Source organism: Micromonospora sp. NPDC005979 (genome assembly GCF_040614415.1).
GTDB lineage: Bacteria > Actinomycetota > Actinomycetes > Mycobacteriales > Micromonosporaceae > Micromonospora.
Genome location: NZ_JBEXUR010000012.1, coordinates 38,917 through 51,814, shown reverse-complemented (window position 1 = coordinate 51,814; position 12,898 = coordinate 38,917). Strand labels below are relative to the sequence as shown.

At 71.8% G+C, this 12,898-nt stretch carries 14 protein-coding genes; 4 read left to right on the top strand and 10 right to left on the bottom strand.

The genetic code is table 11. The annotated features are described in order from the left end of the window. Positions 1 to 46 precede the first annotated feature (46 nt). The 3 genes from ABZ272_RS20560 to rsmD form a co-directional block, all read right to left on the bottom strand. Positions 47 to 544 carry a hypothetical protein gene (locus tag ABZ272_RS20560; RefSeq protein WP_355051547.1) on the bottom strand — a complete coding sequence of 166 codons (498 nt, stop codon included), beginning with the start codon at positions 542 to 544 and terminating at the stop codon, positions 47 to 49. Positions 545 to 791: 247 nt separating this feature from the next. Continuing rightward, positions 792 to 1,268, bottom strand: coding sequence for a pantetheine-phosphate adenylyltransferase (coaD, locus tag ABZ272_RS20555; protein ID WP_355051546.1), 477 nt, complete (start codon positions 1,266 to 1,268; stop codon positions 792 to 794). Next, positions 1,265 to 1,828, bottom strand: a complete 564-nt coding sequence (gene rsmD / locus ABZ272_RS20550) for a 16S rRNA (guanine(966)-N(2))-methyltransferase RsmD (protein ID WP_355051545.1) — start codon at positions 1,826 to 1,828, stop codon at positions 1,265 to 1,267. Before rsmD ends, coaD begins: the two co-directional genes overlap by 4 nt. A gap of 306 nt (positions 1,829 to 2,134) precedes the next feature. On the opposite strand from rsmD, the gene ABZ272_RS20545 reads away from it, so the two are divergent. Then, positions 2,135 to 3,646: a cell wall anchor protein gene (locus tag ABZ272_RS20545; RefSeq protein ID WP_355051544.1), complete on the top strand. Its 1,512-nt coding sequence runs from the start codon at positions 2,135 to 2,137 to the stop codon at positions 3,644 to 3,646. Between the two features lie 110 nt (positions 3,647 to 3,756). Here ABZ272_RS20545 and ABZ272_RS20540 read toward each other — a convergent pair whose 3' ends face one another. From ABZ272_RS20540 to ABZ272_RS20525, 4 genes are read right to left on the bottom strand one after another with little or no spacing between them, the layout of a single operon-like run. Further along, the gene (locus ABZ272_RS20540; RefSeq protein WP_355051543.1) at positions 3,757 to 4,458 is read right to left on the bottom strand and encodes a hypothetical protein; all 702 of its coding nucleotides are present in this window, start codon (positions 4,456 to 4,458) and stop codon (positions 3,757 to 3,759) included. Between the two features lie 14 nt (positions 4,459 to 4,472). After that, entirely contained in the window at positions 4,473 to 4,730 is a 258-nt protein-coding gene (locus ABZ272_RS20535) for a hypothetical protein (protein ID WP_355051542.1), read from the bottom strand. A gap of 58 nt (positions 4,731 to 4,788) precedes the next feature. After that, positions 4,789 to 6,987, bottom strand: coding sequence for an ATP-dependent DNA helicase RecG (gene recG, locus ABZ272_RS20530; protein ID WP_355051541.1), 2,199 nt, complete (start codon positions 6,985 to 6,987; stop codon positions 4,789 to 4,791). Continuing rightward, entirely contained in the window at positions 6,984 to 8,597 is a 1,614-nt protein-coding gene (locus tag ABZ272_RS20525; RefSeq protein ID WP_355051540.1) for a DAK2 domain-containing protein, read from the bottom strand. Before ABZ272_RS20525 ends, recG begins: the two co-directional genes overlap by 4 nt. A gap of 302 nt (positions 8,598 to 8,899) precedes the next feature. Between ABZ272_RS20525 and rpmB the strand changes: the two genes are divergently transcribed. Next, positions 8,900 to 9,091 carry a 50S ribosomal protein L28 gene (gene rpmB, locus ABZ272_RS20520; protein WP_091671657.1) on the top strand — a complete coding sequence of 64 codons (192 nt, stop codon included), beginning with the start codon at positions 8,900 to 8,902 and terminating at the stop codon, positions 9,089 to 9,091. Between the two features lie 93 nt (positions 9,092 to 9,184). On the opposite strand, the gene ABZ272_RS20515 is transcribed toward rpmB, so the two are convergent. Together ABZ272_RS20515 and ABZ272_RS20510 are read right to left on the bottom strand one after the other, a co-directional pair. Further along, complete coding sequence (locus tag ABZ272_RS20515; RefSeq protein WP_355051539.1) at positions 9,185 to 9,646, bottom strand: GNAT family N-acetyltransferase; 462 nt, start codon at positions 9,644 to 9,646, stop codon at positions 9,185 to 9,187. A 30-nt stretch (positions 9,647 to 9,676) separates the two neighbouring features. Continuing rightward, positions 9,677 to 10,609: a thiamine-phosphate kinase gene (locus ABZ272_RS20510; protein ID WP_355051696.1), complete on the bottom strand. Its 933-nt coding sequence runs from the start codon at positions 10,607 to 10,609 to the stop codon at positions 9,677 to 9,679. A 153-nt stretch (positions 10,610 to 10,762) separates the two neighbouring features. Between ABZ272_RS20510 and ABZ272_RS20505 the strand changes: the two genes are divergently transcribed. Next, the gene (locus ABZ272_RS20505; RefSeq protein WP_007456453.1) at positions 10,763 to 10,996 is read left to right on the top strand and encodes an Lrp/AsnC ligand binding domain-containing protein; all 234 of its coding nucleotides are present in this window, start codon (positions 10,763 to 10,765) and stop codon (positions 10,994 to 10,996) included. Positions 10,997 to 11,005: 9 nt separating this feature from the next. After that, positions 11,006 to 11,686 (top strand): DUF3515 family protein, encoded by a 681-nt coding sequence (locus ABZ272_RS20500; protein WP_355051538.1) that lies wholly within the window; start codon positions 11,006 to 11,008, stop codon positions 11,684 to 11,686. Between the two features lie 52 nt (positions 11,687 to 11,738). Here the strand turns inward: ABZ272_RS20500 and ABZ272_RS20495 are convergent, their stop codons facing one another. Continuing rightward, on the bottom strand, positions 11,739 to 12,839 hold the full coding sequence (locus tag ABZ272_RS20495; protein WP_355051537.1) for a D-alanine--D-alanine ligase family protein: 1,101 nt from the start codon (positions 12,837 to 12,839) through the stop codon (positions 11,739 to 11,741). Positions 12,840 to 12,898 lie beyond the last annotated feature (59 nt).

Genomic DNA, 12,898 nt, shown 5'->3' with positions numbered 1-12,898 from the left:
CCGGGGGCGACGCCTGAGGCGCGAATGTCGGCTGGTGAGGTGCCGCTCAGAAGGGTAGCGGGCGTTCCGCCTCATCCCCACCGAAGGTGCCGATCTCCCGCAACGCGTGCATCTTGTCGCGGCCACGCTCTATCGAGGCGAGGGCCCGGGTGAGGAACTGCTCGAAGTTGGCCAGCGCCGTGTCGACGTAGTCGTCGACCTCCTCACGCAGGCGCTGCGCCTCGGCACGGGCCTCGGCGATGATCCGGGCGCCCTCGTGCTCGGCCGACACGGTGATCTCGTTCACCGACACGAGGCGGGCGTGTTCTGCCTCACCCTCGCTGATGATCCGGTCCGCCTCACGCTTGCCCGCGTCCATGATCTTGTCGCGTTCCTCCAGGAGCGCGGCGGCGCGACGCAGGTCGGCGGGGAGGTCCGCACGCATCTCGTCCAGAGCGGCGATCACCTCGCCCCGGTCGACCATGCAGTTGTTCCGCGACATCGGGACGGAGCGCGCCTGCTCCACCATGGCGATCAGTTCGTCGATGCGATCGAGCGGGTCCACCGGTACCTCACTCCTGTCGTTCGTCGGCCGACCTCCATGATGCGGGCTACGGCCGGTTTCCCGCTGTGCTCATCATGGCGTGCCCGCCCCACCCGATCCCCCACCACCCCAACCCGGCGCGTCGCGGCCCGGTCACTCCCCGCCTGCACCTCGCCGATCTTGCGGTTTCTGTCGCGGCAAACCGTTACGAAGAGGGCAGAACGGCGACCGAAAGTGCAAGATCGGCGAGGGAGGCGGCGGCGCGGGGTCAGGGGCGCAGGCGGGCCTGGAGGGCCTCGCGGACCGGGTCGGGGACGTGCGCGGAGATGTCGCCGCCCCACTTGGCCACGTCCTTGACGAGGCTGGACGAGAGGAACGAGTAGAGCGGGTTGGTCGGCATGAACAGCGTCTCGACGCCGGCCAGCCCGATGTTCATCTGGGCCATCTGCAGCTCGTAGTCGAAGTCGCTGACCGCCCGCAGCCCCTTGATCAGAACGCTCGCCTGCTGGGCCCGGCAGAAGTCGACGAGGAGCCCACGGAAAGACTCGACCCGTACGTTGCCGTACGACGCGGTCACCTCGCGGAGCATCTCGATCCGCTCGTCGACGGTGAACAGGCCACTCTTGGACTGGTTCACGAGAACGCCGACGATCACCTCGTCGAACAGCCGGCTGGCGCGGCCGATGATGTCGAGGTGTCCGTTGGTGACCGGGTCGAACGAGCCGGGACAGACCGCACGTCTCATGATCGGCGACCGTACCAAAGGGTGGTCTCGCCGTACCGGCGACTGCGCTGCGGGGTGATCCCCTGCACCCACTCGAAGTCCCTGGTCCGGCGCGACCGCTCCACCACCACGAGGGCGTCGGGCGCCAGCCAGCCGCCGTCGACCAACGTCGTCAACAGCGCGGTGATCTCCGCGTCCGGCACGGCGTAGGGCGGGTCGGCGAAGACCACGTCGTACCCGCCGCCGTCCGGACCGGCGGCCAGCACCGTCGCCACCTTGCCGGCCACCAGGCGTACGGCGGCGCCGGCTCGCAGGGTCGCCACGTTCTCCCGGATCACCCGGGCGGCGCGCGGGTCGGACTCCACCAGCAGGACGTGCCCGGCGCCCCGGGACAGGGCCTCCAGCCCGACCGCGCCGGAGCCGGCGTACAGGTCGGCGAAGCGCGCGCCGTCGAGGTCGACCTCGGACTCGACGGCGCTGAAGAGCGCCTCCCGGACCCGATCGGACGTAGGCCGGGTGCCGGCGCCGGGCGGCGCGGCGATCCGCCGACCTCCGAGCGTTCCGGCCACGATCCGGGTCACCGTCTCCTCCTGCTCATGGCCACGACGCTACGCGATCAGCAGGGCTCGACGACGGACACGGTCGGTACCGCCACGCAGACCATGTGATCACTTCTCGTATATCAATGATCTCAAGTTCATAACATCAGTCTTAGCAAATCCTGAGCACTGTCTCACGCGAGGCGATATCGCTAGGGTCTGCCGGGTGCCGGCGACAACCCGCCGGCCCACGGCTCGGGAGGGCGCCTCTCCGAATCGGACGTGCGGTGACCGTCCACCGTCTCTCCCGTGCCACACCCCTGACGCTTCAGCACTCCAGGAGTACCCGTGATCCGTCCCAAGCTGTCGCTCCGGCGACCGCTGGCCATCCTGGGAGCCGCCATCGTCGGCCTCACCGGGGTCGTCGCGGTGGCCGCCCCAGCCAGCGCGCACCACACCACGATCAAGGCCACCGTCGACTGCGACCGGCAGACCGGCGAGCGCGTGATCACGTGGAACGTGGAGAACAGCGAGCGCGACAAGGCCGTGACGCTCCAGCGGGTGACCGCGGAGCCGGCCACGCCGGTGAACGTGCCCGTCGAGGGCGCCAAGGCGGTGCCGCTGCAGGGCTACGTCATCAAGAAGGCCGGCTCCGTGCAGGCCGTCCAGCGGGTGCCGGGCAACACCGCCAGCGCCAAGCTCGTGGTGTTCGGCAAGTGGAAGAAGAACGGCCAGGAAGCCACCAACGACGGCAGCATCACCATCCCCGCTGACCAGTCCTGCGCGCCGGCCCCGAAGTGCGTCGAGCTCGACAAGGCCAAGTACAGCCACACGTTCGACGGCCCGAAGGGCACCGCCACCGTCAAGCTCGACGGTGACCTGCCGCTCTGCGGCGAGGGCAAGCAGTACTTCACGCTGGTGTCGTACTTCGCGCCGCGGCCGCAGTTCGCCACCCCGCAGTACGTCTACGGCACGCCGGACAGCGACTTCGTCAGCGCCACCCAGACCGAGATCACGCTGAACGTCGAGATCCCGGACTGCCACACCCAGGTCGACCTCATCTGGGGCGACAAGGACCAGGTCATCGACGAGATCGTCGACGGCGGCAAGCGCTACGACAACAAGAAGCTCGGCTCGCCGGGTGCCCCGGGCAACCGGTCCAAGGGCCCGCAGGGCTGGTACAACGGCGGCAGCAAGAGCTGCGCCACCCCGGCCTCGACCTTCGCGTCCAACTGCGACGGTTCGGTCGCCGTGTCGCTGAGCAACGACGGCAAGATCAGCAAGTACGCCGTCGAGTTCGAGGTCAAGGGCGAGAACGGCTTCACCAAGAAGGTCTCCGTCGCCCCGGGCAAGGCCGACACCAGCATCGTGGTGCCCGCCGCCGACGCCGGCAAGATCGAGGTCCTGGTCGACGGCAAGGTCATCGAGAACGGCACCTACTCGTGGGCGCGCCCCGAGGACTGCCCGCTGCCGGCCGTCACCACCAAGGCCGACTGCAAGGAGTTCGCCCTCACCGTCACCAACCCCGAGGGTGGCCAGCCGGTGAAGACGACCTTCACCTACGGCGACAAGACCGAGACCCGTACGGTCGCGGCCGGCGCCTCGGAGACGGTCACCTTCAAGGCCGGCAAGGCCGAGTCGGCGCTCGTCGCCCTGCCGGACCTGGACCTGGAGCTGGAAGCCGTCTACACGCCAGAGGGCAACTGCGGCGGTAGCGGTGGCGGCGGCGAGGACGAGCCGGGCCTCCCGGTCACCGGTGCGGCGGCGGGCGGCATCGCCGCCGGCGCGGTCGCCCTGCTGATCGCGGGCGCGGTGCTCTTCGTCATCGCCCGTCGGCGTCGGGTGACCTTCACCGCCTGACCTGACCTGAGCTGAAGCCCGAGGGCGCGTCGACCACCCGGTCGACGCGCCCTCGGTCGCTTCCGGGGGCAGCGCCTGATCGGTCCAGTGTGCTGGCAGCTGGAGATTGCCTAGGCAGGGCCCTGCGGGTCATCCTCTGATCTGATCAACGTCACACCCGCCACCAAGCGGTCACAGCCGGGGCCAACCAGACCAACTCTGGCGGTCTGGCCGTCGAGAAGACGAGTCAGTCGACCAGCGGGGCCAGTTATCATTCCGACCGTCAAGGCCGAGGCGTTAGCAGGGCTACTGAGCCTTTGCCCCGCACGCACGACACCGCCCTCGGCTCGTACGGTGCAGACCACAGAATTTTCACGAAGGTCCCGTACGTCGAGTATCCGCAAGCTCTCTCGACTCTCTCCTCCGAGAACCGGTTGGACCGCGAGCGCCGGTTTGGCAATCTCGAAGGTGCCGCGTACCTCGTCCGCACTCAGTTCAGGCATGACGAAGTTCAAGGCACTGAGATGAGCATGGAAGTCGTCAGGCAGCGCAACGTCATATATGTCCACCAGTTCCGCCGCGATCCGCGGCCAGACCCAGACGCCGTCGGTCAAGACGCTCTCCCCGCCCGGGACCATCGGGCCGGCCGGAGTCAGCGGATCACGAATGTCGCCGGGCACGACCACTAGTGGCAGCCCAGCGCGAAGGTACGCCACGACAAGCGACTTGTCACCGCTCGTGGAGCGTCGGACGTTTCTGAGCTTCACGCCCTCGCCGATGACATATCCGAGGTCTTCGTAGAAGCCGAAGTATCTCAGTCGTCGAGGAGCCACGAGTCACCCTCCATTCATGTCCCAGGGCTCGCGCAGCTGACGCATACACCCTCCAGCCACTCGATCTTCCATTCGGAAGTTCGGAACAACGTGGCGAGCTCGTCCTCATCTCTCGCCCAGGAATCGCCGCCATCAGAGGGATTCTCGAGGTCATCCACGAGATACACGTAGAACCCGCCGGTGACGTCCCTGTCGAAGTGGACGTGCAGGAAGTAACCCTCACTCTCGCCCGCACGGATCCGGCCGAATCTATTCAGCGGAATCTCCGACATACTTCTCCCCCGGCGAGCAGAGTTTCGACTCCACAACCTACGTTCCGAGACGGTCGGGTCAGCCCTTCTCCAGGTACTCCGCGCGGTCCTCGTCGACGAGCGCCGCCACCGACGCGGCCAGCGCCGGGTTCCGGGCCAGCTCCGGATCGTCCTCGATCAGGGTGATCGCCTCGGCGCGGGCGTCGCGGATCAGGTCGGCGTCGCGGCGCAGCGACAGCAACCGCAGGTGCGAGCGGTGCCCGGACTGGGTGGCACCGAGCACGTCGCCCTCGCGGCGCTGCTCCAGGTCCAGTTCGGCGAGCTTGAACCCGTCGCTGGTGGAGGCCACCGCGTCCAGCCGCTCCCGCGCCGACGAGCCTTCGGCCGCCTCGCTGACCAGCAGGCAGAGTCCGGCGGCCGCGCCCCGGCCGACCCGGCCCCGGAGCTGGTGCAGTTGCGAGACGCCGAAGCGGTCGGCGTCCAGCACGATCATCACGGTGGCGTTGGGCACGTCCACACCCACCTCGATCACCGTGGTCGCCACCAGCACGTCCAGGTCACCGGCGGCGAAGGTACGCATCACCGCGTCCTTCTCGTCGGCCGGCAACCGACCGTGCAGCACCCCGATCCGCAGCCCGTGCAGCGGTCCCTCGGCCAGCAGCGGCGCCACCTCGGTCACCGCCAGCGGAGGCCGCCGACCGTTGTCGTCCTCCGGGGGCGGCTCCTCGTCGGACACCGGACCGTCCCCGATCCGCGGGCACACCACGTACGCCTGATGGCCGGCGGCCACCTCCTCGCGCAGCCGACGCCACGCCCGGTCCAGGAAGGCCGGCTTCTCGGCGGCCGGGACCACGTGCGAGGCGATCGGCGACCGGCCCCGGGGCAGCTGCGAGAGGGTGGACACCTCCAGGTCGCCGTAGACGGTCATCGCCACGGTGCGCGGGATCGGCGTCGCCGTCATCACCAGCGTGTGCGGCGGCTGGTCGGCCTTGGCACGCAGCGCGTCGCGCTGCTCCACGCCGAAGCGGTGCTGCTCGTCGACCACCACGAGACCCAGGTCGGCGAAGTCGACGCCCTCGTAGAGCAGCGCGTGGGTGCCCAGCACGATGCCGGCGGCGCCGCTGGCCACCTCGCCGAGCGCCCGGCGGCGGGCCGCCGCGCCCAGCGAGCCGGTGACCAGCTCGACCCGGGTGGCGTGGTCGGCGGAGTCCAGCTCACCGGCCCGGCCCAGCGGCCCGAGCAGGTCGAGCATGCCGCGGTAGTGCTGCGCGGCCAGGACCTCGGTGGGGGCCAGCAGCGCGGCCTGCCCGCCCGCGTCGACCACCTGGAGCATGGCCCGCAGGGCCACCACCGTCTTGCCCGATCCCACCTCGCCCTGCAACAGGCGGTGCATCGGGTGCGCGGCGGCCAGGTCCTCGGCGATCTCCGCGCCCACCTCGCGCTGGCCGGCGGTCAGCTCGTACGGCAGACGGGCGTCGAACGCGTCCAGCAGCCCGTCGGCGCGCGGCGGCCGGGGCCGGGCCGGCCAGTCGGCGGCCCGGTGCTTGCGCTGCACCAGCGTCAACTGGACGGCGAACGCCTCGTCCCACTTGAGCCGCCGTCGCGCCCGGTGCAGGGCCTCCTTCGTGGACGGTCGGTGGATCTCCCGCAGCGCCGCGCCCAGGTCGACGAGGTTGCGGCTGGCCCGGACGGCGGCCGGCAGCGGGTCGTCCGGCGGGGTGAACGTGTCCAGGACGACCCGTACACAACGGGCGATGACCCAGGTCGGTACGGCAGCGGCGGCCGGGTACACGGGGATCAGCGCGCCCGCGAACTCCTCGATCTCGTCGTTGACCGCCGCCTCGCCCTCGCCGCCCTCGCCGAGCAGGACGTACTCCGGGCCGTTGAGCTGCCGTTTGCCCCGGAACTCGGTGACCTTACCGGCGAACAGCCCCCACCGGCCGGGCCGCAGCTCCCGTTCGCGCCACGCCTGGTTGCCGAAGAACGTCAGCGTCAGCACACCGCCGGAGCCGTCGCCGACGGTCACCTCGAGCAGGTTGCCCCGGCGCTGGCGCATCGGCCGCACGGCGGTGCGTTGCACCTGGGCCAGCACGGTGACCTGCTCCCCGACGTCCAGCGACCGGATGTCGGTGTGCTCGCCACGCTCGTCGTAGCGGCGCGGGAAGTGGTAGATCAGGTCGCCCGCCGTGTGCAGGTCGAGCTGGGAGGCCAGCGCCTTCGCCGTCTTGTCGCCGACGAGCTTCTTCAGCGGCGTGTCCACCGTGGCCGGCTCACTCATTCGACCCCCACCAGGAGCGGATAGAACGGCTGACCGCCCGGGTACGCCTGCACCTCGACGAACGGCCAGCGTCGCGCGACGTGCGCGCGGACGGCATCGGTGAGCCCGACGGGGGCGTCCACCCCGGCGAGCAGGGTGACCAGTTCCCCGCCACCGCCGAGCATCCGGTCGACGACGGCGGCACAGGTGTCGGTGAGGTCGGTGCCGATCAGGTGCACCTCGCCCTCGACCAGCGCCAGCACGTCACCGGGACGGCAGGGGCCGGCGACCGTGAGCGCCTCGCGGCTGGCGTGGCAGACCTCGGCGTAGCGGCAGGCCCCGGCCGCCTCGGCCATCGCGATCACGTCGTCCTCGAACCGGCGGGCGCCGTCGCGGACCGCGAGGGCAGCGAGGGCCTGCACCGGCGAACGGGTCGGCACCACGCTCACCTTGACGCCGTGCCGGCGCGCCTCGCCGGCCGCCGCGCTGGCGACCGCCTCCGTGTTGGGATCGTTCGGCAGGACGACCACCCGGGCCGCCCCGGTGCCGCGCACCGCGGCCAGCAGGTCACCGATGGACGGGTTGCCGCGCACCACCGTCGCACCCTCGGCGGCGAACAGCTCGGCGATCCCGGCGCCGGTGGCCACGACAACGGCGGCCCGGCCGTCCTCGGGCGGACCGCCGGCCGGCTCCGGCTGATCGGCGAAGCGGGTCACCGAGATCCGGTACGGACGGCCGGCGGCGATCCCCGCCTCGACCGCCGCGCCCACGTCGTTGACGTGCACGTGCACGGTCCAGGTGCCGTCCGGCTCGCGTCCGTCACCGACGACGACCAGTGAGTCGCCCAGCGCGTCCAGGGTGCGGCGCAGCGCGGCCACCGCGTCGGCGCGGGCGTCGAGCAGGTACTGCACCTCGTAGGCGTACTCCTCGGAACCGGTCTCGCGCGCGACGGTGGCCGCCGGACGGGCGGTGCGCGGCGGCGGCGCGGGTGGGGTGGCGCTCTCCCCGGTGAGGACCTCGACCAGGGCGTCGAGCAGGACACAGAGCCCGCGTCCGCCGGCGTCGACGACGCCCGCGCGGGCCAGGGCCGGCAGTTGCTCGGGGGTACGGGCCAGGGCCTCGGCCGCCGCCCGCGCCGCGTCCCGGGCCACCACCGCCAGGTCGTCGCTGCCCGCCTGCTCGGCCCCCGTGGCCGCGGCGGCGACGACGGTGAGCAGGGTGCCTTCGACGGGACGGCCGACTGCCGTGTACGCGGCGGTGGTCGCCGCCCGCAGCGCGCCGGCCAGGGCCCGCCCACGCACCGCCGGCACGCCGACGACCGCGTCGGCGAACCCGCGCAGGATCTGCGAGAGGATGACCCCCGAGTTGCCCCGCGCGCCCAGCAGCGCGCCCTGCGCCATCAGCCGCAGCGCGTGCCCGTGGGCGGTCGGGCCGCTGTCGGGGAGGGTGTCCAGGTCCATCGACAGGGCCTGCTGCGCCGAGGTGAGGGTGAGCACCAGATTGGTGCCGGTGTCGCCGTCGGGCACCGGGTAGACGTTGAGCTGGTCGATCTCGCCCTGGTGACGCTTGAGCGCGACCAGCCCGCTCGCGCACCAACGGCGGACCGTGGCGGCGTCGAGGGTGTCCAGCACGGGCAGAAGCCTACTGGCGCGCGCCGACACACGTCGGACTCGTCCGGCGTGTCCGGTTGCGCCGACGCCCGACGGGGCCCACCCTCCCGGCCCGCACGAGCGGGATCCGCCCGCCAGGTACAGTTGCCGCCGGAACCACCCCCGTCACCCGGCGGGCCGGCCACCAGCCACTGAGCGGTGGGGCGGCTGCTCCGCGGGTCAGGGCGGTTGGTCACCTCGGCGGGGCATCGGGTAGGCTGACGCGGTTGCCCGGGCAGCACCTGCCGGCGACCTCATGAACGTTTCAATCCCAGGAGTATCCCGTGGCTAGCGTGTGCGACGTCTGTGGCAAGGGACCGGGCTTCGGCCACAACGTGCCCTGGTCCAAGAAGAAGACCAACCGCCGCTGGAACCCGAACATCCAGTCGGTGCGCACCCCGGCCGGTGGTGGCAACACCAAGAAGCTGCAGGTCTGCACCTCGTGCATCAAGGCCGGCAAGGTCACCCGCGCCTGACGCGGCAGCACCAACTCTTCTCGTTCGGCTCAGCCGGCGGGCCCTGCGGCCCGCCGGCTCTGTCGTGTCCCTGCCCGGCTTGACGCCGGCCGCTCAGAGGGTGCGGCCGAAGGAGACGCAGCCCTCCGCGTCCTTGTAGAACCCGAAGTTGGGAATCCGGTCATAGCCGGCGGACGCGTACATGGCGATCGCCTCGGGCTGCTTGTCCCCGCACTCCAGGACCACCCGCTTGCGGCCGTGCTCCCGGGCTGAGCGCTCGACGGCCGCGAGGACCGTGCGCGCCACTCCGCGTCCACGCGCGGTCGGCGCGGTGTACATCCGCTTCAGCTCGGCGGTGTCCACGCCGTGGCTGCGCCAGCCGCCGCAGCCGACCGGCTCACCGGCCAGGTAGGCGACGAGGAACGCGCCGTCCGGCGGCTCGAACTCGCTCGCCGCCACCGGCGTGTCGTCGCCGGTGCCCCCGTACCGGGTGGCCAGGTCGGCCAACGCGGCCTTGATCAACTGCTGCGCCACCGGCGCGTCGAACCGCACCAGCCTAATCTCGATCTCACTCACGGTATCCAGCGTACGGCCGCCGTCGTGGCCTCATCGGAAGTGGTCCCAGCCCCGGGGCCCGTCGTAGGCGCCGCCGTCGACCGTCACCCCGACACCGTCCGTCACGGTGCCGATGGGCCGCCACTGCGGCGGCAACGCCACCGTCGGGGGGAAGGTCGCGGCCAGCGCGTGGTCCTCACCACCCGCCAGGATCCAGGTGTACGCGTCGACGCCGAGCGCCTGCGCGGCATCCGCCATCTGCCGGGGCACCTCGAAGGCGTCGCGGCGCACGTCGATCGCCACACCGCTGGCCCGCGCCACGTGCCCCAGGTCGGCGAGGAGCCCGTCCGAGACGTCGATCATCGAGGTCGCGCCGAGCTGGGCGGCCTGCGGCCCGGCCGGGTAGGGGACGTTCGGCCGCCGGTACGCCTCGACCAGCAGCCGGGGAGTGCGGAAGCCGCGACTGAGCACGGTCAGCCCGGCCGCCGCGTATCCGATGCGACCCGCCAGGGCCAGCACGTCGCCGGGACGGGCGCCGGAGCGCACCACGGGCGCCCGGCCACCGAGGTCGCCCAGCGCGGTGACCGCGATCGTCAGGGTGGGGCTCGACGACATGTCCCCGCCCACCACGCTCGCCCCGACCGTGGCGGCCTCCGCGGCCAACCCGTCGGCCAGGTCCTCCGCCCAGCTCGCCTGGAGGTCGGCGGGCATGCAGAGGGCGACCAGCAGAGCGGTCGGGACGGCGCCCATCGCCGCGACGTCAGCCAGGTTGGCGGCGGCGGCCCGGTGACCGACGTCGCGCGCCGACCCCCAGTCCCGCCGGAAGTGCCGCCCGTCGACGAGCACGTCCGTGCAGGCGACCACCCGGCCGTCCGGCGCGGCCACCACCGCCGCGTCGTCACCCGGCCCGAGCACCGTCGTCGGGCCCATCGACAGGCGGGCGGTGACCCGCCCGATCAGCCCGAACTCGCCGATTCCGGCCACGCTGGCGGCACTGCCGGCGTTCGACCCGTTCTGCCCGGCACCGCCGCGCTCGCTCACCGCTGCTCCTTGACCACCGATAGGGATCAGACCTGGTCCGTAAGGTAGTTTCACCCTTCGGGCCGCCTTCGGGCGGCGACGGACGGAGGTCGAGTCGTGGTACAGGCGTACATCCTCATCCAGACCGAGGTCGGCCGCGCACGGGACGTGGCGGGTCTCATCGCGGACATCGCCGGCGTGGTACGCGTCGACGCCGTCACCGGGCCGTACGACGTGGTCGTCCTCACCGAGGCGAACACCGTCGACGAGCTCGGCAAACTCATCGTCAGCAAGGTGCAGATGGTGCCCGGCATCACCCGCACCCTCACGTGTTCGGTGGTGCGGCTGTAAGTGGACGAGATGACGACCCCCTCGGCGGTTCGGGACGACGGCGAGCGGGAGCCGGCGGAGACCTCGCCCGAGCCGGCTGAAGGTACCCGCGCGGACGCCGACCCGGACGCCGACGCGCCGGCCGGCCGGGACCGGACCGTCCGGGGAGCGGCCCTGCTCGCGACGGTGATCGCACTACCGGTCACGCTGCTGGTGGCCGTGCTGGCCTTTGCCAAACTCGCCCCGGAGACGCCGGCGGCCGCGCCGAGCCCGTCCGCGAGCGCCACCCGGGCACAGTCCAGCGCGCCGGTCGAGATGGCCGCGCCGGCGCTGGCCGAGCGCCCGGCCACGGTCTGCCGGGCGCTGCTCTCCCAGCTCCCGCAGACCATCCGCGACCTGACCCAGCGTCCGGTCACGGCGGGCCCCGAGCAGAACGCCGCGTACGGCGACCCCGCGCTCACCGTCGCCTGCGGAGGCGCCGAGCCGACCATTCCGGCCACCGACGAGGTCTGGGTGGTCAACCGGGTCTGCTGGCACCCCGTCGAGGAGACCGACATGACGGTCCTCACCACCGTCGACCGGGAGACGCCGGTTACGGTCCGGATCCCGCGCTCCTACCCGCAGCCGTTGCAGTGGGCCGCCCCGATCTCCAGCGCCATCGTGGCGTCGGTCCCCTCGGGCGGCGCCGTCCCCGCCGGCTGCCAGGGCTGACGCGCCGACGCGTGGCCCGTACGACGGGCCACGCGTCGAGGACGTCCTCGGCTCAGTGCAGGCCGACGCCGCGCCGCTGGGCGGTACGGATCAGCCGGCTGACCAGCTTGGGGTACTCCAGGCCGGAGGCCGCCCACATCCGGGGGAACATCGACGTCGGAGTGAACCCGGGCATCGTGTTGATCTCGTTGAGGTAGACGTCCAGGTCCGGGGTGACGAAGAAGTCGGCCCGGGCCAGGCCGGCGCAGTCCAGCGCGGTGAACGCGCGGATCGCGTACTCCTGCACCTGGCGGGTCACCTTGTCGGGCAGGCCGGCCGGAATGTCGTACTCGCAGGAGTCGTCGAGGTACTTGGCCTCGAAGTCGTAGAAGTCGTGGTCGGCGACGACACGCACCTCGGCCAGCACGGACGCCTCGGGGGTGCCGCCGGCCTCGCCCTCCAGCACACCGCACTCGATCTCGCGGCCCACGATCGCGGCCTCGATGATGACCTTGGGGTCGAACTGCCGGGCGGTGGCGACCGCCTCGTCGAGCTTTGCCCAGTCGGTGACCCGGGTGATGCCGAACGAGGAGCCGGCGCGGGACGGCTTGACGAAGACCGGCAGGCCGAGCCGCTTCTTGTCCTGCTCGCTCAGCGTCATCCCGTTGCGCAGCACCGCGTACGCGCCGACCGGGATGCCCTCGATGGCGCAGAGCTTCTTGGTGAACTCCTTGTCCATCGCGGCGGCGGAGGCGAAGACGTTCGCCCCCACGTAGGGGATGCCGGCCATCTCGAGCATGCCCTGGATGGTGCCGTCCTCGCCGTACGTGCCGTGCAGCACGGGGAAGACCACGTCCACGTCGGCCAGCGCCCGGGGGCCCTCGGTCGGGTCGAGCACCATCAGCCCGTTGCCGGTGGGGTCGGCGCGCAGCACGATGTCCGCGCCGGACTCTGCGGTGATCTCCGGGAGCTGGCGGGCGTCGATGGCGAGCTGGGCGGGATCGCCGCTGGTCAGCACCCACTGGCCGGCGCGGGTGATGCCGACCGGCACCACCTCGTACTCGTCGGGGTCGAGGGCGCCGAACACGCTGCCGGCGCTGACGCAGGAGATGCCGTGTTCCGGGCTGCGTCCGCCGAAGACGATCGCCACGCGGGTCTTGCCTGGGGTGGTCACTCCGGTCACCTCTTCGTACGCGACTGCGGCTGATCGTGCTCGCCGGTGGCGCTCACCCG

What these genes read in the sequence shown, in the direction of transcription:
- coaD (WP_355051546.1), bottom strand. Translation starts at nt 1,268, where the DNA reads ATGAGACGTGCGGTCTGTCCCGGCTCGTTCGACCCGGTCACCAACGGA.
- ABZ272_RS20535 (WP_355051542.1), bottom strand. Translation starts at nt 4,730, where the DNA reads ATGTCGGAGATTCCGCTGAATAGATTCGGCCGGATCCGTGCGGGCGAG.
- ABZ272_RS20500 (WP_355051538.1), top strand. Translation starts at nt 11,006, where the DNA reads ATGACGACCCCCTCGGCGGTTCGGGACGACGGCGAGCGGGAGCCGGCG.
- recG (WP_355051541.1), bottom strand. Translation starts at nt 6,987, where the DNA reads ATGAGTGAGCCGGCCACGGTGGACACGCCGCTGAAGAAGCTCGTCGGC.